This is a genomic window from Iodobacter violaceini (assembly GCF_011601265.1).
Lineage (GTDB): Bacteria > Pseudomonadota > Gammaproteobacteria > Burkholderiales > Chitinibacteraceae > Iodobacter > Iodobacter violaceini.
The window spans coordinates 11706-31903 of the sequence record NZ_JAAOLX010000013.1 but is presented as its reverse complement, the minus strand read 5'-3'; the positions used below and the strand labels follow the sequence as shown (position 1 = coordinate 31903).

The window sequence follows — 20198 nt, the reverse complement described above, 5'->3', positions numbered from 1 at the left end:
TTAATGACGGAAGTGACGAATCCCTGTCACCACCATCGCAATACCATGCTCGTCCGCAGCAGCAATCACTTCATCATCGCGCACCGAACCACCTGGCTGAATAATGGCCGAAACACCGTTCTCTGCAATGACATCCACGCCATCACGGAATGGGAAGAAAGCATCAGACGCTGCCACCGAGCCACGTAAATCGAGACCCGCAGCCTTGGCTTTAATAGCCGCAATTTTAGTGGAATCCACACGGCTCATCTGCCCTGCACCCACGCCCAGTGTCTGGCCCTTGCCGCAGAATACGATGGCGTTTGATTTAACAAATTTAGCCACATTCCAGGCAAACAACAGATCTTTAAGCTGGGCTTCGGTTGGTTGCAGTTTGGTAACCACTTTCAAGTCATTCAAGGTCAGCTCATGCGAATCAGGCGTTTGCACCAGCAAGCCACCGCCCACGCGTTTCAGATCAAAACGATTAGCTCCCTGCTCTACCGGGACTTCCAGTACGCGAACATTTTGCTTTTTAGCCAGCAATGCCAAGGCTTCTGCGGTATAGGCAGGGGCAATCAGCACTTCCATAAACTGCTTGGAAACCGCTTCTGCCGTATCTGCATCAACAGTCTGATTAAACGCAATAATGCCGCCAAACGCGCTGGTGGTATCGGTGGCAAAAGCCAGGCGGTAAGCCGAGTAGCTATCTACGCCAACAGCCACGCCACACGGGTTGGCGTGTTTAACGATCACACAAGCAGGCTCTGCAAACTGTTTCACACATTCCCATGCTGCATCGGAATCGGCCACATTGTTGTAGCTTAATTCCTTGCCTTGCAATTGTTTATAAGCAGCGAGGCTGCCCATGGCCGGATCAATATCACGGTAGAAAGCAGCACTTTGATGCGGGTTTTCGCCGTAGCGCATATCCTGCACTTTAACGAATTGCATATTCAGGCGATCCGGGTAGGATTTTTTCTCGCCCTCTGCAGTCAGTGCAGTCAGGTAATTAGAAATTGCACCATCGTAAGCAGCGGTGTGGCTGAAGGCTTTTTTAGCCAACACTTTGCGTGTAGCCAGTAATAAAGCGCCGTCATTGGTCTGCATTTCTTTAATCAGATCTGCGTAATCACTGGCATCGGTCACAATCGCCACATGGGCATGATTTTTAGCAGCAGAGCGCACCATGGCCGGGCCGCCGATATCGATATTTTCGATCGCATCTTCATAATTGCAATCAGGGCGGGCAATAGTGGCTTCAAATGGGTAGAGATTCACACAGACCAGATCAATATTGCCAATTTGGTGTTCTGCCATGGTGGCAACGTGTGCAGGTAAATCGCGCCGGCCCAAAATACCGCCGTGGATTTTTGGATGCAGCGTTTTTACACGCCCATCAAGCATTTCAGGAAAGCCGGTGTAATCAGCCACTTCGATCACAGGCACGCCATTGTCAGCAAACAATTTAGCGGTCCCACCGGTCGACAAAATTTCGACGCCTTGCGCTGCCAGTGCTTTGGCAAAATCGAGTACACCGGTTTTATCGGATACGCTGATTAGCGCACGGGTAATTTTGGTCATGATTTCAGCTTCCCTGTATATAAAGATACAAACTCGTTTCTTGTGAAAACTGCGCGTCTGCGCATTACAGCAAATCGTAAATCTGTAATTTCTTACGCAAGGTATTGCGGTTAATACCCAGCATATCGGCCGCTCGGGTCTGATTGCCCTCTACGCGCTCTAAAATCAATTCTAACAGTGGCTTTTCAACACGAGCCAGGACCATATCGTACATTGCACACGGCGGTTCGCCGTCCAGGTCCTGGAAATACTGGTCGAGAGAAGCGTAAATCGCCTCGGCGATCAGATCGGTTTGAGTACTCATAAATCTCCCGATTCATCTTTTTGTGATTTTGTTTCTTTTGGTAAATCTTCGTACTGCAGCCGCTCACCTAAAGTAAGCAAGCCATCAAAATACTGGCGGGTGGTATCCGCTTGCCCTGCCGTTGATTCCTGAGCATACATAGCCTGACGAAATTCATTGCTGCCACGTAAGCCCCTGGTGTACCAGGCGATATGCTTGCGAGCGATACGGCAACCAGAATACTCGCCATAAAAGGCGTAGAGATCATCCAGATGGCCGAGCAATACATCGCGAACTTCTACCACTTCCGGCGGGGGAAGTAACTCACCGCTGGCCAGATAGTGGGCAATTTCACGGAAAATCCACGGCCTGCCCTGTGCAGCCCGCCCAATCATAATCGCGTCCGCACCGGTTTCTTTAAGCACCAGTGCCGCTTTTTGCGGGCTGTCGATATCGCCATTGGCGATCACAGGAATCTGAATCGATTGTTTTACCTGGGCAATCAAGGCATAGCGCGCATGACCCAAGTACATATCTTCACGCGTTCGGCCATGAATAGCCAGCGCGGCAATCCCTGCCTCTTCAGCTATTTTGGCCACACGCATAATATTTTCTTCGCCATTGGCAAAGCCCAAGCGGGTTTTCAGTGTAACCGGCACGTCTACGGCACGCACCACGGCATGCAGAATCTTTGCAACTAAGTCTTCATTTTGCAACAGGGCGGAGCCAGCCAGCTTATTGCACACCTTTTTAACCGGGCACCCCATATTGATATCAATGATCTGCGCACCGTGCGCCACATTATGCCGGGCTGCAGCTGCGAGTAATTCCGGATCAGAGCCGGCAATCTGCGCAGAAACCGGCGCAAGCTCACCTTCAAAATTAGCGCGATTCAGGGTCTTCTTGTGCGAGCGCATGCTGCTGTCGGCCGTAATCATCTCGCTCACCGCATGCCCGGCGCCAAAACGCTTGCAAAGCATACGGAAAGGACGATCGGTCACCCCCGCCATGGGAGCGACAATCAGATTATTTACAAGGGGATAGGGGCCGATATGCATATGCTGCTGGCGCAGTAAAAGGCCGCGCATTCTAACGCCTGCCTAATTTTTAAGCAACAGCCTTCAGGCGGATTTTTATGAAATATCCTTAAATCTGCAGGCACAGAGAACACAGAATTTAAAAAGCAGTGCACAGAGAAAGCGCGCCTGATCACAAAGGCGGTATACAACGCTTGGGTGGCTTTACAAGCATCGCATTGTTCGTAGGCTAGGTGCGCACCCCATGTGCGCTAAGCAAAGTCAAAAAGATCTTTTTAGTGCCTTCGGCACGCTGATTCAGGTGCGGCATCCCCGCGGGAACTCACTTTCTTGAACGGCCAGAAATCCTGGTACGCAAAGAAGGCCGCCCCGACCAGCACGAAAGCCCCTCAGCTGCGGACAATCGAGTCGGCGGCGGGCGGGATTAGCTCGTTCCTCGCTCCCAAGCGATCCCCCGCCCCGCTTGTTCCTCGCTTCGGCGTGCTTCAAGGGGACTTTTAAGCCCTATGCCAAGATCGTGGTTATTACGTTTTTTCGTTGTTTATTGATGTAAAAACAAATTGCTTAGCGCACTTGGGCTTTCACCCGCCCTGCATTTTTGCAAAAAAATAGCGAACCCGCAGGCTCGCTATTTCTGATGATTAAGCAATGATCAGCTTAGCTTCTTAGTCAGAATCTCAGTCACCATAGCCGGGTTGGCTTTACCCTTGCTGGCTTTCATACACTGGCCCATTAAGGAGTTAATCGCAGCCAGTTTTCCGCTCTTATACTCTTCAACGGCCTTGGCATTGGCGGCCAGCACTTCGTCGATAATCGCTTCGATTGCGCCGGTATCCGTGGTTTGCTTCAGGCCATCACGCTCGATAATCGCATCCGCTGCATCACCAGATTCCCACATCTTTTTCAGCACGTCTTTAGCGGTTTTATTGTTGATGGTGTTATCCATCACCCGCTTCACTAAACCAGCTAAAGCTGCGGCAGAAACAGGGCTGTCGCCGATCGATTTTTCTTCACGGTTCAGTGTGGCTGAAACATCGCCCATGATCCAGTTAGCAGCGAGCTTGGCATCCGCGCCTGCAGCAACCATGGCTTCAAAGTACACAGCCATCTCTTTAGAGCTGGTCAGCGTGCTGGCATCATAAGCCGACAAACCGTACTCTTTGCTAAAACGCTCGCGCATCAGCTGAGGCAGCTCGGTCATTTCGCCGCGCACACGCTCAATCCAGTCTTCCGAGATGCGAAGTGGCGGCAGATCCGGATCCGGGAAATAGCGATAATCATGCGCGTCTTCCTTACTGCGCATCATGCGGGTTTCGCCGCTGTCCGGGTCAAACAAGATAGTTGCCTGCTGAATCTTATGGCCGTCTTCGATCTGCTCAATCTGCCACTGTGTTTCAAACTTGATCGCCTGTTCCATAAACTTAAAGCTATTCAAGTTTTTAATTTCGCGGCGCGTACCAAATTCTTTCTGACCTTCCGGGCGCACAGAAACGTTCACGTCACAGCGAAAGCTGCCTTCCTGCATATTGCCATCGCAAATACCGATCCAGGTCACGAGGCTATGCAGGGCTTTGGCGTAAGCAACCGCCTCGGCTGCGGAACGCATTTCCGGCTCGGAAACGATTTCCAGCAACGGTGTACCGGCGCGGTTCAGATCAATCCCGGTCATGCCGTGGAAGTCTTCATGCACCGATTTCCCCGCGTCTTCTTCCAGGTGAGCACGGGTCACATTAATTGTTTTTGTGACATCGCCAACCTGAATCTCGATCGCACCCCCCTCAACCACAGGCAGTTCAAACTGGCTGATCTGATAGCCCTTAGGCAAATCAGGATAAAAATAGTTTTTACGCGCAAAAACCGACTTGCGATTAATCTTGCCGCCAATCGCCAGGCCAAGCTGAATCGCACGCTCTACCGCGCCACGGTTCATTACCGGCAAGGCACCCGGCATGGCCACATCGACCACGGCGGTTTGTGTATTTGGCTCAGCGCCGTAAGCGGTGCTGGCGCTGGAGAAAATTTTCGACTGAGTCGAGAGCTGGGTATGCACTTCCAGCCCGATCACTACTTCCCATTTCATTTTGGTGATTCCTATGGCTGCTTAAAGGCTGGGCGCACGGGTGTGCCAATCGGTGACTTGCTGCAACTGATGCGCCGCATTCAGCATTTTGGCTTCAGAAAAATAATTACCAATCAGCTGCAAGCCAACCGGGCGGCCATTGGCAGCAAAGCCCGCAGGCAGGCTCATGCCTGGCAAACCTGCCAGATTCACAGCCAGTGTGTAGATGTCTTCCAAATACATTGCAGTTGGATCGGCATTTTTCTCGCCCAGGTTCCAGGCAGCCGTTGGTGCAACAGGGCCTGCTATCAGATCGCAGTGCTCAAACGCAGCCTGGAAATCGTTGGCGATAATGCGGCGGATCTTTTGCGCTTGCAGATAATAAGCGTCGTAATAACCATGGCTGAGTACATAAGTACCGGTCAGAATGCGGCGTTTAACCTCTGCACCAAAGCCCTCTGCACGGCTTTTCTCATACATATCCGCAAGGCCAGAGTATTCCGCAGCGCGATGGCCATAACGCACGCCATCAAAGCGGCTCAGATTACTCGAAGCTTCTGCCGGGGCAATCACGTAATAAGCTGGAATCGACAGTTTGGTATTCGGCAAGCTGACTTCAACAACGCTAGCACCCAGCTTTTTATATTCGCTGATCGCCGCATCTACTGCGGCAGCCACATCGCTAGCCAAACCTTCAGCAAAATATTCCTTAGGCAGGCCAATTCTTAAACCAGCCAGCGGTGCGTTTAAATCACGGCTGTAATCTTCTTTGGCATGCTCGAGCGAAGTGGAATCACGCTCATCAAAGCCCGCCATCACATTCAGAAGCAGTGCACAGTCTTCAGCGCTTTTACCGATCGGGCCACCCTGGTCCAGCGAGCTGGCAAAAGCAATCATCCCAAAGCGGCTGACAATACCGTAAGTAGGCTTAATCCCTGTTACGCCACAAAATGCCGCAGGCTGGCGAATCGAGCCACCGGTATCGGTTGCCGTAGCAATCGGAGCCAGACGCGCAGCCACTGCAGCAGCCGAGCCACCCGATGAGCCACCTGGCACAGCTAATTTATCCCATGGATTTTTAACCGCGCCGTAAAAGCTGTTTTCATTGGATGAGCCCATGGCAAACTCATCCATATTGGTGCGGCCTAAGCTCACCAAACCTGCCTTGCGGCAAAGCTCGATCACATTGGCGTCGTAAGGCGCAACAAAGTTATCCAGCATTTTGGAGCCACAGCTGGTTTTCCAGCCCTGCTGGCAAAAAATATCTTTTTGCGCAATCGGCACACCAGTCAGAACACCCGCCTGGCCATTGGCCAGCAGCGCATCAGCGGCTTTTGCTTCGGCAAGGGTTTTATCCTCATCCAAAGTAATAAAGGCATTCAAGTCCTGCATGGCTTTAGCGCGTGCTAAATATTCGCTGGCCATTTCTACCGCAGAAATTTCTTTGGCGGCCAGCATGGCCGACAGTTGTTTTACTGATTTTTCTATCATTATTTTTTAGCGGGGATAACCCCTGCCCCTCACTCAATCACTTGCGGAACAAGATATAAGCCAGCTTCAACTGCTGGCGCCACCGCCTGCCATGCTTCGCGACGATCGGGCTCACGCGCCACATCGTCACGCAAACGCAGCATCACATCCTGCGCATGCGCCATCGGCTCGATACCTGTGGTATCGACGGCACGCATTTCTTCAATCAAAGTAAGAATTTGGTTTAACTGGCCTTGGGTAGCCGCTAATTCATCACCGGTCACCGCGATGCGGGACAAGCGGGCGATGCGCGCTACATCTTCAATAGACAGGGACATGTCGGATTTACCCCGTAAACATTTATTAACGTCAACTCGATAGGGTATCATACAGGGTTTGATTACCACCACCCGTCAGTACACTAGGGCGGAGGCTGTAACGTTCAAATGTGCCGCGGAACTTTTTCGCTTGCACCGCCGCCTTAACAGGCTGTTCTTGTCAATTAAGCGCAAGACAAAGCCGGGTGGAAAAACCCGATATCGTGCCGTGGCAATACAATGCCGGCGGACAGCAAAAATAAATTGCATGCGAAAAAGCCAGATATTTGGGCTTTTTTTGTATAGGGCGTTGTCCATGACAAGCCCGCTTAGAGCAGACGTAAAAAATATTTTGCCTGAAAGGCAAAACTAAACAGCAAAACTTAATAGCCCGTGGGTATTTTACCGGCGGCCTTCAACACCTCTATAAAAGTGTGAGACCCGAATGTTTGGACTTCTTTCCGGCTACTTTGCCAACGACATCGCCATTGACCTGGGCACTGCCAACACGCTGATTTATATGCAGGGCAAGGGCATCGTGCTTGATGAACCATCCGTGGTAGCCATTCAGCAAGAAGGCGGCCCATCAGGCAAGAAAACCATTTTAGCCGTTGGCGCAGAAGCAAAAAAAATGCTGGGCAGAACCCCTGGCAGCATTAACGCCATCCGCCCGATGAAAGACGGCGTGATCGCCGATTTCACCATCACCGAACAAATGCTCAAACAGTTCATTAAAAAAGTGAACCCAAGCCGCATGTTCTCGTCCCCTCCCCGCATCGTTATTTGCGTGCCATGTGGCTCTACTCAGGTTGAGCGCCGTGCGATTCGCGAATCTGCTCTGGGTGCAGGCGCACGTAAGGTAGAGCTGATCGAAGAACCAATGGCTGCTGCAATTGGTGCAGGTATGCCGGTTGAAGAAGCAACCGGCTCGATGGTTGTGGATATCGGCGGCGGTACCACCGAAGTGGGCGTGATCTCGCTTGGCGGTATTGTTTACGCATCCAGCGTACGCGTAGGCGGCGATAAGTTTGACGAAGCCATTATCAATTACATCCGTCGCAACTACGGCATGCTGATTGGTGAAGCCACTGCAGAAGAAATCAAAAAACGCATCGGCAGCGCCTTCCCGGGTGCAGAAGTGCGCGAGATGGAAGTAAAAGGCCGTAATCTGGCCGAAGGGATCCCGCGCTCATTCACGATTTCTTCCAATGAAATTCTGGAAGCGCTGACAGAACCACTTAACCAGATCGTTTCGGCAGTAAAACAAGCCCTGGAACAAACCCCGCCGGAATTAGGTGCGGATATCGCCGAAAAAGGCATGGTACTCACAGGCGGCGGCGCACTGCTGCGCGATCTGGACCGCTTACTCATGGAAGAAACCGGCCTGCCGGTATTCGTAGCTGAAGATCCGCTGACATGCGTGGTGCGTGGCTCAGGCAAGGCACTGGAGAAGCTGGACAAAGCGGGCAGCATCTTTACTTACGATTAAGCGCTCATCGTGAGGCGGCAAGTCGTATGAAATAACGATTTGCGATAAAACACACGCAAACCACCCGCTTAAAGAGGTGGTTTGCGTTTTACTTAGCTTTTGAGAAACATCGGCCGTCTTTCATGCAAGCCTCTCAGCCCGCCTTTTTTAAGCAGGGACCAAAACCGCTGACGCGGTTTTTCCTGTTTTCTGTCCTGTCTGTTAGTTTGATAGTAGGGGACGCCAACTATCAGATGCTCGGGCCTGTCCGCCAGCAGCTCTCTATCCTGCTTTACCCTTTGCAATGGCTGGTCACCGCGCCATTCGAGGTACTCAGAGACACCAGCACCTTTTTATCAAGGCAAGCTGAGCTACTGGGGGAAAACCGTAAACTGCACGATGCCCAGCTCTTAGCCAGTGTTAACGCGATGAAATTAAAATCACTGGAAGCAGAAAACGCCCGCCTGAGGCAGCTCAATAGTGTTCAGGCCAGCCAGCCCAGCCAGCTTACAGAAATCCTCTACAATGGCCGCGATCCGTTTACCGCCCGCCTGATTGTCGATCGGGGTGAAAGAGCCAAGATCAGTGAAGGGCAAATTGTTGTAGATGCCAGCGGCGTGGTAGGTCAGGTGGTCCGGGTGCAATCAATGACCAGTGAAGTGCGGCTGATTTCTGATCGTAATCATATGGTGCCGGTACAGATTGAGCGCAATCAGTTGCGTACGGTGATTTATGGAATGGGGCGTGGTTTACCGCTTGAAATTCGCAATATGTCATCTAATTCAGAAATTAAAGAAGGCGATATTCTGATTACTTCAGGTATTGATGGTTTATATCCGCAAGGATTACCTGTAGCCAAAGTGCAAAAAATCGAACGCAATACCGGCAATGCCTTTGCCCGAATTTATTGCACCCCTCTGGCAGGTATTGAGCAACATCGCTTCTTACTTATTTTAGATCACAATCAAGCCGCTGCCCCTTATCCAGCCAATGCTTCGGAAACGGCTGGGGCCAAGAAAAAGAAGGGTCGCTAATGCCTGTTTCACGTCAATTACTTCGCCCGGTCAGCAGTGGTTTCATCCTGCTGACCTTTGTTCTGTCGCTTGCCATTAATCTGTTGCCCTGGCAGGCAGGCCTGATCGGCTTTGCACCGGATTTTGTCGCTTTATTTATTATCTACTGGACACTCAACCAGCCCCGTCGTGTGGGTGTGGGCTGGGCCTTTTTTCTGGGGCTATTAATGGATGTGGCCGACGGGAATATTCTTGGCCAGCATGCACTTGCCTATACCGTGATCGCCTACCTTACACTGGCACGTCAGCGCCAGCTGGCCGTTTTCCCATTTTGGCAGCAGGCTTTTGTTGCTTTAGCACTGATGCTGTCCGGGCAGGCGCTGATGCTGGCCCTGCGTACTGCAATGGGTGCACCTTTCCCTGGCTGGGCCTATTTTGCAGGATGTTTTGTTGCTGCATTTATCTGGCCCCCCCTTTCAAATATTCTGCTCTCTCATCAACGCAGACCGACGACTGAAGAACTATGAGCCGCGGCGAACTTAAAAATCAGCATAGAGAGCGATACGCTTTCCAGCTGCGAATCATCGCGGCTGCTCTTTTTGTTTTATCTCTTTTTTCCCTGCTGTTTGGCCGTTTTTTTTGGCTGCAAGCTGTTCAGCACGATAAATACATGACGCTGGCCGAGCAAAACCGAATTTCTCTCGTGCCGATTCCGCCATCGCGCGGCATTATCCGGGACAGAAACGGCGTTATTCTGGCGCATAATTTTTCTGCTTATACGCTGGAAATCACCCCTTCCAAGCAGGCCAATCTGGAAGAAACAATCGAGCAGCTATCCGGCATTATCGAAATCACGGCCAAAGATAAACGCCGCTTTAAAAAGCTGCGTGATGAAACACGTGATTTTGAAACGCTGCCTATCCGCACCCGTTTAAGCGATGAAGAAGTCGCCCGCTTTGCGGCCAACAGCTACCGCTTTCCCGGCGTAGAAATTAAAGCGCGTTTATTCAGACATTACCCATTAGGCGAAATCGCCAGCCATTTAATTGGCTATATTGGCCGTATCAATACCAAAGATTTAGAACAACTCGACGAAGACGGTGTTGCCGCCAATTACCGTGGCACCGATCATTTAGGCAAAATTGGGATTGAGCAAAGCTACGAGCAGCAATTGCATGGCAAAACCGGCTTTGAAGAAGTTGAAATTGATTCCGGCGGACGGGCCGTGCGCACCTTACGCCGCACGCCGCCTGTGCCCGGCAGTGATCTCACGCTGTCTGTCGATATTAAATTGCAAAAAGTAGTAGAAGATTTATTTGATAAGCGCCGTGGCTCATTAGTCGCTATTGATCCTAAAACCGGCGGCTTATTAGCCATGGTTTCCAAGCCGGGCTTTGATCCCAATTTATTTGTGGATGGAATTGATCCATTAAACTGGAATGAGCTCAATACCTCGATTGATAAGCCTTTGCTCAACCGGGCGATTCGCGGCGAATATCCTCCCGGATCAACCTTTAAACCATTTATGGCTTTAGCGGCCCTCGAAGGGGATTTCCCGCTGACACGGCAAACCATCAGCGATCCCGGCTATTTTATGTATGGCAATAATAAATTCCGCGATTCACATGCCGGTGGTTATGGCTCAATGAGCTTTGACCGCTCGATTGTGGTATCCAGCGACACCTATTTCTACCAGCTTGCCGTACAAATGGGCATCGACAATATCGCCAGATTTATGAGCACGCTCGATTTTGGCAGCCCTACCGGTGTCGACCTGAATGGCGAACGTCCAGGCGTTTTGCCCAGCCCGGAATGGAAGAAAAAACGCTTTAAAACACCCGCCACGCAAAAATGGTATTCAGGCGAAACCGTTTCGATTGGGATTGGCCAGGGATATAACAGCTACACGCCGATGCAAATGGCCCATGCAACCGCCACGCTGGCTAATCGCGGCGTAATGTTCCGCCCGCACGCCGTTGGCAAAATCATTGATCCCATCACCGGGATTGTAAAAATTGTGGAGCCACAGCCCGTTAAAACCATGAACTGGAAAAGTGAAAATACAGAGCGGGTGATCCGGGGTATGGAAGGGGTGATCCGCGAAGGAACCGGAGCACGTACTTTTGCTGGTGCTACTTATGTTGCCGCGGGTAAAACCGGTACGGCGCAGGTGTATAGCCTGAAAGGCAGTAAATATAATAAAAACATCAGCGAGCGTTTACGCGATCACTCTTGGTTTATTGTTTTTGCCCCGGCAGACAAGCCGACCATTGCACTCGCCGTTATTGTAGAAAACGGGGGGTTTGGCGCACAGGCGGCAGCTCCGATTGCAAGACAGGCGCTGGATTTTTATCTTACCGGCAAAATGCCTGCCATCCCTAAAGCGGCAGCCAGCAGCGCGGCTCCTCAGGCAGCAAGCAGCACAGAGGAGATCATCGGTGATTAAGCATCTTTGGGGCCGCTTTATCCGGCCAATTGATCCCTGGCTTTTACTGTTTACCATTTTGGTGCTTGTGCTTTCCACGATTTTGTTGTTTTCTGCGTCCAACCGCGATCTGGACATGATCATCAACAAAATTACCTTTATGGGCATCGCCCTGACGGTGATGTGGCTGGTCGCTAATACCTCCCAGCAAACCCTGATCCGCCTCGCCGTACCGGCTTATGTGGTGGGTTTACTGCTGCTGATTGCCGTGGCGCTCTTTGGTGATATCAGCCACGGCGCACGCCGCTGGCTGCATATTGGGGTCACAAAAATTCAGCCTTCAGAGCTGATGAAGCTGGCCTTGCCTATGATGCTGGCATGGTACTTTCATCACTTTGAAACCAGCATCCGCTGGAAACACTACCTGTTTGCGGCCTTGCTGATGATTGTGCCGGTTGGCCTGATTATGAAACAGCCCGACTTGGGCACCAGCCTGCTGATTGCATCATCCGGCTTTTATGTGCTGTTTTTTGCCGGCTTATCATGGAAGTTTATCGGCCTGATGGGGGCGGCGGGCGGCGGGCTGGCCTATATAGTCATGCACTGGAACTCCTGCATTAATATTCTGCACGAATACCAATGCCGCCGTATTGCCACCATGCTTGATCCCATGCAAGATCCGCTGGGCGCCGGCTACCATATTATTCAGGGCACAATTGCAATTGGCTCAGGTGGAATCTTTGGTAAGGGCTGGCTAAACGGCACACAAACCCATCTGGATTTTATTCCGGAGCGCACCACAGACTTTATCTTTGCCGTGTTTGGCGAGGAATTCGGCCTTTTGGGCAATGCCATCCTGTTAATTTTATATTTGCTGCTGATTGGCCGCGGTTTAATTATTGCCAATAACGCCTCAACCCAGTTTGGGCGTTTATTAGCCGGGGCGATTACGCTGACATTTTTTACCTACGCTTTCGTTAATATGGGTATGGTTTCCGGAATTCTGCCCGTAGTAGGCGTTCCGCTGCCACTGGTCTCTTATGGCGGCACATCGATGGTGTCGCTGCTGACCGGCTTTGGCCTTTTAATGAGTGTGCAGGGTGATCGTAAGTTGATGAAATCATGAAGCTAACACATTATTCACCGCTGATCGCCGCCCTCCTGCTGGCAGCCTGCAGCACCACACCTCTGCCCCCGGCTCAGCCTGGCAAGCCCTTACCAGCTAATTTACCACCAGGCCCGACTACGCCGCCGCAGTACAGCTGCAACTACTCGGCCAAAGGGGGCGGCGCTTTTTACAAAGATGATGGCCCGATGGATTCATTTCCCTCAGGGATAGATCAGATCCCTGAGCCTTTGCCACGCTGGGAGCCGCTGCACCGCTGGGCAAATAATCCTTATACCGTGCTGGGACAAAATTTCACCCCGCTGCCACGGCCTGGCGAATTAAAACAACGTGGCACTGCATCATGGTACGGGCGCAAATTTCACGGGCAAAAAACATCGACTGGTGAAATCTACGATATGTTCGCCATTACGGCAGCGCATCCTACCTTGCCCATCCCATCGTATGCCCGCGTCACCAATGTAAAAAATGGCCGCAGCATTATTGTGCGCGTCAATGACAGAGGGCCGTTTTTGCATGGCCGCGTGATGGATCTGTCTTTTCTGGCCGCCTGCCGCCTGGGCTACACCATGGAAGGCAGTGCCGAAGTAGAGGTTGAAAGCTTACTCGCCAGCGACACGCCAGGCAGTGTGGCCGCAGCCGTTCAGCCCGTAATTGCAGCCAAACCCAAACCCGTCAGCATTCCGCTGGCCGATGCAGGTAATGGTGCAATCTACTTGCAACTGGGCGCATTTGGCTCTTTAGCCAATGCCGAAAACTTCCGCAATCACTTATCCAGCCAGCTGGACAGCGACTCAAGCAAGCTGCTGATTCAGACCATAGGCCAGCTTCACCGGGTAAGGCTTGGCCCCTACCCTGACAGAAAAAGTGCCGAGCTGGCAGCCGCCAGAATCAGTGGCGATTACCAGCTGCCCGCCGTACTCAGCCACTAAACCAGCCGGCGCACTGCGCTGGCTGCATCAGCAAATTCAAAAGGACCAGCGCACAGCGCGCTGGCTCCGTCTGCCCTGCACAGGCTGATTTATATTGCCTATAACAAAGTCATTACCCAGCCCAAGCTTAAGTAGATCACATTACATTAAGCCTGTTTTAACCGATGGGATAATGTGCCGCGATTTCTCCCTTAAGCTCAGCGCTTTAATTTTTATTTTGTATTTATTTAAGGTGACTGTGTGTCTCATCCTCAAGCGGCATCCTCTCCCGATGCCGAACACTCTTTTGAGCAGATTCGCCGCTTATTGATTGTGCTTTCCAGCTCTATCTTTATTTTTACGATTGCCGCAGTCAGCTGGTCTGTTTACCGGGACTATAAAGACACTTTACACAGCAGCGAAAAAGAAATTCTGACCATGGCGCGGGCCATTGATGAGCACTTAAGCCGCAGCATGGAAAACAGCCTGCAGGGGCTGTATAAGATTCAAAACGATGATATTTTTCAAAGCTGCCTTGCCGCCAGAAATGAGCCTTGCCTGTACGCATTTCTAAGCCGCCAGCTGAGCCAGTACCCCCAGCTCAGCACCTTTGCAGCGGCCGATTCGCAAGGCAATATCACGGCCTCCACCCTGCAACACCCCGCTCCCGAGCATAATATTTCTCAGTCAATGAGCTTTAGCGCCCCAAAAATGCAGCCACAGGCGCGCTTTTATATTGCTGAGCAGCAGGCAGACCCCAGCGGTAACCTCGATATTATTCCTCTGGTTCGCCCCTTAATTGATAAACAAGGCCAATTTAATGGCGTATTAATTGCAGGCATTAACCCTGGCTATTTTGAGCGCTTCTATTCTTCACTCAGCCAGAGAAAAGGCATTGTTATTCGTTTATTCAGGGATGATGGCATTTCTCTTGCCAGCTTTCCGCATAACGATCGGGATGTTGGCCGGGATATATCAGGCAAAGAATTTTTTGGCGATCATTTTGCGCGTAAAGAAAGTGGCCTCTTTACTGAGCACAGCCAGGTTGAGCAAATGACACGCATTTTTGGCTGGCGATATCTGGAGCAATGGCATCTTGGTATTTCGGTAGGCATAGATAAAGACGAAGCATTACGCTCATGGAAAAACGAAAGCCTGCTTAATATTGGCATTACTTTTTTAATGCTGCTCTTTGGCGCGCTTCTGCTCGTTTATGTATTTCGCCAGTTATCTCGTTTAGAAAAAACCGAAGCGGATCTTTATCTCACCAAAGTTGCAGTAGAGCATGGTGCGGATATGGCCATCTGGCTGGACGCCATGGGCCGCATCCGCTATGTGAATACCACTGCATGTACCCGGCTGGGTTATAGCGAATCAGAGCTGCTTTCTATGCAATTGCGCGATATTAACCCCACATTCAACCCGGATTACTGGCTTAAATTCTGGCAGAAATTAAAAACCCATAAACATTTAAGAGATGAAATTTCACTTAAAGCGCGTAATGGAAGCAGCATTCCTACCGAGATCAACTCTAATTTTATTGTCTTTAAAAAGCTGGAATTCAATTGCGCTGTCGTCCGGGATATCTCCGAGCGCCGTCTGGCTGAGCTTGCCATTATTAAAAGTGAGCAACAGCTGCGGCTGGCCCTGGAAGCCTCAAATACTGGCTTATTTGATATGCAGATGACTGGCGATCAAACTGCCATTACCAGCCCTGAATATGACAGGCTGCTGGGCTTAAAGCCCGGAGATGAAAGCTTTAAAAAATGGCAGGCACAGGTTCATCCTGATGATAAAGAACAATCGCTTGCCCATTTTCAGCAATACTTGAAAGGGGAAGCGCCGCAATTAATCAGCGAATATCGCCGTAAAACACAGTCAGGAGAATACCGCTGGTTTCAATCGCGCGGTAAATTTGTCGCATTTGATTCCAGTGGCAAACCCACCCGCATTATTGGCACCATGACCGATATTACTGAGCGCAAAGAAGCCCAGGAGCGCATCGTTGAATTAGCGAATTTCGATTCTGTTACAGGCTTGGCTAATCGCAATTTACTGCGTGATGAACTCAGGCTTGCGCTTGCCTCAGCAGAGCGCAATCAGCAAAACTTAGCGGTTTTCTTTTTGGATTTAGATCGTTTTAAAACGATTAATGACTCCCTGGGCCATGCCGCAGGAGATGCCGTTTTGGCTCAGGTAGCGAACCGCTTTAAAAAACTAATCAGCCCGGGAGATATTCTGGCGAGATTAGGAGGGGATGAATTTGTCATTGTGCTGACCAATATCTCCCATTCCCTGATTGCGGGGTCCATTGCAGAAGCTATTTTGGCTTCCTTTGCCAAACCCTTTGAATTAGAGGCCGGGCATTTCTCAACCTCTACTTCAATTGGTATCAGTATTTATCCTGAAGACGGCACAACAGCAGATGATTTAATTCGCAACGCCGATGTGGCTATGTTTCAGGCAAAAGCACAGGGGCGCAGCAATTTTCAATATTTCACGCCTGAAATGAATGCCCGTGCTTCAGAAAGGCTGGAACTGGAAACCAGCATGCGCACCGCGCTGCTTAATAATGAGTTTATTCTTTATTACCAGCCGCAGCTCAGCCTTAAAGACGGAACAATCATTGGTGCAGAAGCACTTATTCGCTGGAATCACCCTAAGCATGGGCTGATATCGCCCACTAAATTTATACCCATTGCAGAAGAAAGCCGTTTAATTATCCCGATTGGCAATTGGGTGTTAAAAGAAGCCTGCCGCCAGGCTGCTGCATGGCAATCAATGGGATTAGCTCCGATTAATATGGCGGTGAATTTATCCCCCCACCAGTTACACCAGGCTAATTTCTTAGAAATCATTACCTCGGCCTTAAATGATGCCGCACTCGATGCCCGCCATCTGGAATTAGAAGTAACCGAATCGGTGATTATGCAGGAGGTTAAACAAGTGATGTCTACCCTGCATGGTATTAAACAGCTTGGCGTAAAACTGTCTTTAGATGATTTTGGAACGGGTTATTCCAGCCTGAGCTATTTAAAACAATTTGCTTTTAATAAGCTAAAAATAGACCAGAGCTTTGTAAGGGATGCCTGCAGTAATAATAATGATGCTGCAATTGTATTGGCCATTATTGGTCTGGGGCAAACACTGGGAATGGATGTACTGGCAGAAGGCGTAGAAACACGCGAACAACTGGCATTTTTAAAACAAACACAAACTGCATCAATTCAGGGTTTCTTATTTAGTAAACCTGTTACTGCAGCGGCGTTTGAAGAAATGCTGATAAGCAGCAAAAAATTAGCGCTGTAAAAAAAGCCGGGCTTAATCACCCGGCATTTTTTTATTCGTCGTTTGCTTTTAATTCTGTAACCAGATCAATATATTTTTGTTTGGCTTCGTCGCCAGTCATACCTTTTAATTCTGACCATGCATCAAACTTGGCACGGGCCACAAACTGAATTGCAGACGGGCGATCGCCTGTTGCATCACCTTCCGCTGCTTGCTTAAACAAAGAATAAAGCTTGAGCTTCGTTGCCACATCAGGCGCATCGTTTAATTTAACCACATCATCCTGAGCGGTTTGAAACAGGGAAGCGAGATCAGACATTGTGTTCTCCAAAGAGGGATAAAACGATCGTTTTAATAAGGCAAAAGTATAGCCCGTGCGCCTGGATAAACCAAGCAACACGGGCTTGTTGATATCCCTTAGTCGGCTAACTGATACACACGCTTTCCTTTCACCAGCGTATGCACCACCCGGCCTTTCATTTCCATGCCCACAAACGGCGTGTTTTTGCCTTGGCTCTTTAATGCAGCAGGCGTGACTTGCCAATGCGCTTCCGGATCAAAAATCACCATGTCTGCACGATGGCCCACTTCTAAACCCGCAGCAAAACCCAGCATTTTAGCAGGCACAGCGGTGATTTTAGCCAGCGCTTGCGGCAATGAAATATGCTGGCGCTCTGCCCATGCAAGGGTCAGCGGCAAGAGCAGCTCAAGCCCTGTGGCACCTGATTCTGCCTCAGCAAACGGCAGTAATTTACCGTCGTCATCCACAGGGCTGTGATCGGAGCAAATGGCGTCAATTGTGCCATCCGCCAGCGCGGCCACAATGGCATCCCGGTCACGAACCGAGCGTAATGGCGGATCAAAACGGAAATTGCTGTCAAAAAAGCCAATATCCACATCGGCCAGATGAACATGATTAATGCTCACATCACAAGTCACCGGCAGGCCTTGTTTTTTAGCCTTACGCACCAGATCCAGCCCGGCCATGGATGAAAGTCGGCACAAATGCACGCGCGCGCCGGTTTCTTTCATGAGCAGCAGAATATTAGAAATCGCCACGGTTTCGGCCAGCACTGGAATGCCCGTCAGCCCAAGGCGGGTAGCGTAATCACCATCGTGGGCCACACCCTTGCCTAAACCGGCATCCTGCGCACGCAGACGCAGCTCTGCGCCAAAAGTAGCGGCGTATTGCATGGCGCGATACATAATTTGTAAATCGCTGATAGGCTGATCGCCTTGCGAAAACGCCACACAACCGGCATCACGCAGCTCGGCCATTTCGGTGAGCTCTTCGCCTTTAAGCTGGCGGCTTAAAGCGCCCACAGGATAGAGACGGGCCAAATCCAGATTTTTAGCGCGCTGGCGCAGCATGGTTACAAGGCTGGGCTCGTCGAGCGGCGGATCAGTGTCTGGCGGGCACACAATACTGGTCACCCCGCCGGCCACCGCAGCGGCCATTTCGGATGCCAAAGTGGCTTTATATTCAAAGCCAGGCTCGCGCAAACGTGCGGCTAAATCAACCAGACCGGGGCAGACTAATAAGCCACTGGCATCTATGGTTTCATCCGCCACAAAGCCAGCAGGAGCCGCGCCTACTCCAACAATTTTGCCGCCAGCCAGGTATAAATCAGCAATCTGATCGGTGTTATTCAGCGGATCAATTAATCGCCCGCCAAGAATTGCGATGTTTTTCATTTTTGTTTACCCACTTTGCTGGCGAAACACTCTGAATACGGCCATACGCGGGTCAATACCGAAAGAACATTTTTCATATTATTTATTCGCTTTCTGATTACGGGCCACAATCGCCAGCACAGCCATGCGCACAGCGATACCGAAAGTCACTTGCGGCAAGATCACCGCCTGCGGGCCATCGGCCACGGCCGAATCGATTTCTACGCCACGATTCATCGGGCCGGGGTGCATCACGATGGCATCCGGTTTCGCCAGCGCCAGTTTTTCCGGGGTAAGGCCGTAATACTTAAAGAATTCCTGAGTCGATGGCAGAAAAGCCCCCGCCATCCGCTCATTTTGCAAACGCAGCATGGCAATCACATCCACGTCTTTCAGGCCTTCGGCCATATCGTGGTATACATGCACGCCCAGCTGCTCAATGCCGGTCGGCAAGAGCGTTTTTGGCGCAATCACACGGATTTCCGGGCAGCCTAAAGTACTCAGCGCATGGATTTGCGAGCGCGCCACGCGCGAATGCAAAACATCGCCAACAATCGCTACGCGCAGCTTGGTAAAGTCGCCCTTAAAGTGGCGGATAGTAAACATATCCAGCATGGCTTGCGTAGGGTGAGCATGGCGGCCATCGCCTGCATTCACCACCGCGACGCCTTTTTTAACGTGCTTAGCAATTAAATGCGCCGCGCCCGATTCTGAATGGCGCACCACAAATAAATTAGCGCCCATCGCTTCCAGATTGTGGATGGTATCGAGCAGAGTTTCGCCCTTGGCGGTGCTGGAGGCTTGAATATTGAGGCTGGATACATCGCCGCTCAGGCGTTTTGCGGCCAGCTCAAAGGTGGTGCGGGTGCGGGTAGAATTTTCAAAAAACAAATTAAAAACAGAAGTGCCAGCCAGATCCTGCCATTTATTATTCAGTAATTCGCCGTTCTCAACATATTCGGCAGCCTGATCAAGGATTTGGGTCAGGATGCGCTTAGGCAGGCCTTCGGTCGTTAACAGGTGGATCAGCTCACCTTGAGCATTTAACTGCGGGTTATACATCGGCATCCTCGTCGGAACGATCAGCTGAAGCCTCCGGTGAGCGGTGGCTGAGCGCCTCGCCCGTAGCCGGTGAATCCAGATAAGTTTGTAAAATCTGCATGGCAGCCACTTGATCTAAAGCTGGCTTTTGGCGGCGCCCACGAACACCCGCTTCGTTTAATGCACTACAGGCAGCGGCGCTGGATAAGCGCTCATCCACCAGAAATACCGGCAGGCCAAAACGCCCGTGCAGGCGATTGGCAAATTTGCGCGAAAGGCGCGTCATCTCATGTGGCGTGCCATCTAAATGGCTGGGCAGGCCAACGATTAAACTTGCAGGCTGCCATTCACGAATCAGCTGCTCAACCCGCGCAAAACGGCGCTCGTTTTCTTCTGCGGTGATGGTTTCTACCGGGTGGGCAATGCCCAGCTCGGATGAGCCAACTGCTACGCCTATCCGCACTTCACCAAAATCAAAAGCCAGGAGAGTACTCATTATTTTCCAGATGACAGCCCGGATGCT

General features: G+C 50.9%; 17 protein-coding genes. 7 read left to right on the top strand and 10 right to left on the bottom strand.

The window, feature by feature from the left end; all coding sequences use genetic code 11:
- From purH to gatC, 6 genes are all read right to left on the bottom strand, one after another.
- Entirely contained in the window at window positions 1-1563 is a 1563-nt protein-coding gene (gene purH, locus HA050_RS19270) for a bifunctional phosphoribosylaminoimidazolecarboxamide formyltransferase/IMP cyclohydrolase (protein ID WP_166829866.1), read from the bottom strand.
- A gap of 64 nt (window positions 1564-1627) precedes the next feature.
- Window positions 1628-1867 (bottom strand): helix-turn-helix domain-containing protein, encoded by a 240-nt coding sequence (locus HA050_RS19265; RefSeq protein ID WP_099396515.1) that lies wholly within the window; start codon window positions 1865-1867, stop codon window positions 1628-1630.
- Window positions 1864-2904: a tRNA dihydrouridine synthase DusB gene (gene dusB, locus HA050_RS19260; RefSeq protein WP_166829983.1), complete on the bottom strand. Its 1041-nt coding sequence runs from the start codon at window positions 2902-2904 to the stop codon at window positions 1864-1866. The genes HA050_RS19265 and dusB overlap by 4 nt, the downstream gene beginning before the upstream one ends.
- 631 nt (window positions 2905-3535) lie before the next feature.
- Entirely contained in the window at window positions 3536-4978 is a 1443-nt protein-coding gene (gatB, locus tag HA050_RS19255; protein WP_308418921.1) for an Asp-tRNA(Asn)/Glu-tRNA(Gln) amidotransferase subunit GatB, read from the bottom strand.
- Between the two features lie 6 nt (window positions 4979-4984).
- A complete protein-coding gene (gene gatA, locus HA050_RS19250; RefSeq protein WP_166829860.1) occupies window positions 4985-6433 on the bottom strand; it encodes an Asp-tRNA(Asn)/Glu-tRNA(Gln) amidotransferase subunit GatA in 1449 nt (482 codons plus the stop codon).
- Between the two features lie 29 nt (window positions 6434-6462).
- Complete coding sequence (gatC, locus tag HA050_RS19245) at window positions 6463-6750, bottom strand: Asp-tRNA(Asn)/Glu-tRNA(Gln) amidotransferase subunit GatC (RefSeq protein WP_099396518.1); 288 nt, start codon at window positions 6748-6750, stop codon at window positions 6463-6465.
- A gap of 424 nt (window positions 6751-7174) precedes the next feature.
- On the opposite strand from gatC, the gene HA050_RS19240 reads away from it, so the two are divergent.
- The 7 genes from HA050_RS19240 (at window position 7175) to HA050_RS19210 (ending at window position 16981) form a co-directional block, all read left to right on the top strand.
- Entirely contained in the window at window positions 7175-8218 is a 1044-nt protein-coding gene (locus HA050_RS19240) for a rod shape-determining protein (RefSeq protein WP_046351519.1), read from the top strand.
- 122 nt (window positions 8219-8340) lie between these two features.
- Window positions 8341-9231 carry a rod shape-determining protein MreC gene (mreC, locus tag HA050_RS19235; RefSeq protein ID WP_166829857.1) on the top strand — a complete coding sequence of 297 codons (891 nt, stop codon included), beginning with the start codon at window positions 8341-8343 and terminating at the stop codon, window positions 9229-9231.
- Window positions 9231-9737, top strand: coding sequence for a rod shape-determining protein MreD (mreD, locus tag HA050_RS19230; RefSeq protein ID WP_166829854.1), 507 nt, complete (start codon window positions 9231-9233; stop codon window positions 9735-9737). Before mreC ends, mreD begins: the two co-directional genes overlap by 1 nt.
- A complete protein-coding gene (mrdA, locus tag HA050_RS19225) occupies window positions 9734-11656 on the top strand; it encodes a penicillin-binding protein 2 (RefSeq protein WP_166829850.1) in 1923 nt (640 codons plus the stop codon). Before mreD ends, mrdA begins: the two co-directional genes overlap by 4 nt.
- Window positions 11649-12761, top strand: a complete 1113-nt coding sequence (gene rodA, locus HA050_RS19220) for a rod shape-determining protein RodA (RefSeq protein ID WP_166829847.1) — start codon at window positions 11649-11651, stop codon at window positions 12759-12761. The genes mrdA and rodA overlap by 8 nt, the downstream gene beginning before the upstream one ends.
- Window positions 12758-13693: a septal ring lytic transglycosylase RlpA family protein gene (locus HA050_RS22400; RefSeq protein WP_166829844.1), complete on the top strand. Its 936-nt coding sequence runs from the start codon at window positions 12758-12760 to the stop codon at window positions 13691-13693. The genes rodA and HA050_RS22400 overlap by 4 nt, the downstream gene beginning before the upstream one ends.
- A gap of 240 nt (window positions 13694-13933) precedes the next feature.
- Complete coding sequence (locus HA050_RS19210; protein WP_166829841.1) at window positions 13934-16981, top strand: bifunctional diguanylate cyclase/phosphodiesterase; 3048 nt, start codon at window positions 13934-13936, stop codon at window positions 16979-16981.
- Between the two features lie 31 nt (window positions 16982-17012).
- Here HA050_RS19210 and HA050_RS19205 read toward each other — a convergent pair whose 3' ends face one another.
- The 4 genes from HA050_RS19205 to ruvX all read right to left on the bottom strand — a co-directional run bounded on the left by HA050_RS19205 (window position 17013) and on the right by ruvX (window position 20171).
- A complete protein-coding gene (locus tag HA050_RS19205; protein WP_166829838.1) occupies window positions 17013-17279 on the bottom strand; it encodes an acyl-CoA-binding protein in 267 nt (88 codons plus the stop codon).
- A gap of 98 nt (window positions 17280-17377) precedes the next feature.
- Complete coding sequence (locus HA050_RS19200; protein ID WP_166829835.1) at window positions 17378-18655, bottom strand: dihydroorotase; 1278 nt, start codon at window positions 18653-18655, stop codon at window positions 17378-17380.
- A 78-nt stretch (window positions 18656-18733) separates the two neighbouring features.
- Window positions 18734-19696, bottom strand: coding sequence for an aspartate carbamoyltransferase catalytic subunit (locus HA050_RS19195; protein WP_166829832.1), 963 nt, complete (start codon window positions 19694-19696; stop codon window positions 18734-18736).
- Window positions 19689-20171, bottom strand: coding sequence for a Holliday junction resolvase RuvX (ruvX, locus tag HA050_RS19190; protein WP_099396527.1), 483 nt, complete (start codon window positions 20169-20171; stop codon window positions 19689-19691). Before ruvX ends, HA050_RS19195 begins: the two co-directional genes overlap by 8 nt.
- Window positions 20172-20198 lie beyond the last annotated feature (27 nt).

What these genes read in the sequence shown, in the direction of transcription:
- purH (WP_166829866.1), bottom strand. Translation starts at nt 1,563, where the DNA reads ATGACCAAAATTACCCGTGCGCTAATCAGCGTATCCGATAAAACCGGT.
- HA050_RS19265 (WP_099396515.1), bottom strand. Translation starts at nt 1,867, where the DNA reads ATGAGTACTCAAACCGATCTGATCGCCGAGGCGATTTACGCTTCTCTC.
- dusB (WP_166829983.1), bottom strand. Translation starts at nt 2,904, where the DNA reads ATGCATATCGGCCCCTATCCCCTTGTAAATAATCTGATTGTCGCTCCC.
- gatA (WP_166829860.1), bottom strand. Translation starts at nt 6,433, where the DNA reads ATGATAGAAAAATCAGTAAAACAACTGTCGGCCATGCTGGCCGCCAAA.
- gatC (WP_099396518.1), bottom strand. Translation starts at nt 6,750, where the DNA reads ATGTCCCTGTCTATTGAAGATGTAGCGCGCATCGCCCGCTTGTCCCGC.
- HA050_RS19240 (WP_046351519.1), top strand. Translation starts at nt 7,175, where the DNA reads ATGTTTGGACTTCTTTCCGGCTACTTTGCCAACGACATCGCCATTGAC.
- mreC (WP_166829857.1), top strand. Translation starts at nt 8,341, where the DNA reads ATGCAAGCCTCTCAGCCCGCCTTTTTTAAGCAGGGACCAAAACCGCTG.
- mreD (WP_166829854.1), top strand. Translation starts at nt 9,231, where the DNA reads ATGCCTGTTTCACGTCAATTACTTCGCCCGGTCAGCAGTGGTTTCATC.
- mrdA (WP_166829850.1), top strand. Translation starts at nt 9,734, where the DNA reads ATGAGCCGCGGCGAACTTAAAAATCAGCATAGAGAGCGATACGCTTTC.
- HA050_RS22400 (WP_166829844.1), top strand. Translation starts at nt 12,758, where the DNA reads ATGAAGCTAACACATTATTCACCGCTGATCGCCGCCCTCCTGCTGGCA.
- HA050_RS19205 (WP_166829838.1), bottom strand. Translation starts at nt 17,279, where the DNA reads ATGTCTGATCTCGCTTCCCTGTTTCAAACCGCTCAGGATGATGTGGTT.
- HA050_RS19200 (WP_166829835.1), bottom strand. Translation starts at nt 18,655, where the DNA reads ATGAAAAACATCGCAATTCTTGGCGGGCGATTAATTGATCCGCTGAAT.
- HA050_RS19195 (WP_166829832.1), bottom strand. Translation starts at nt 19,696, where the DNA reads ATGTATAACCCGCAGTTAAATGCTCAAGGTGAGCTGATCCACCTGTTA.
- ruvX (WP_099396527.1), bottom strand. Translation starts at nt 20,171, where the DNA reads ATGAGTACTCTCCTGGCTTTTGATTTTGGTGAAGTGCGGATAGGCGTA.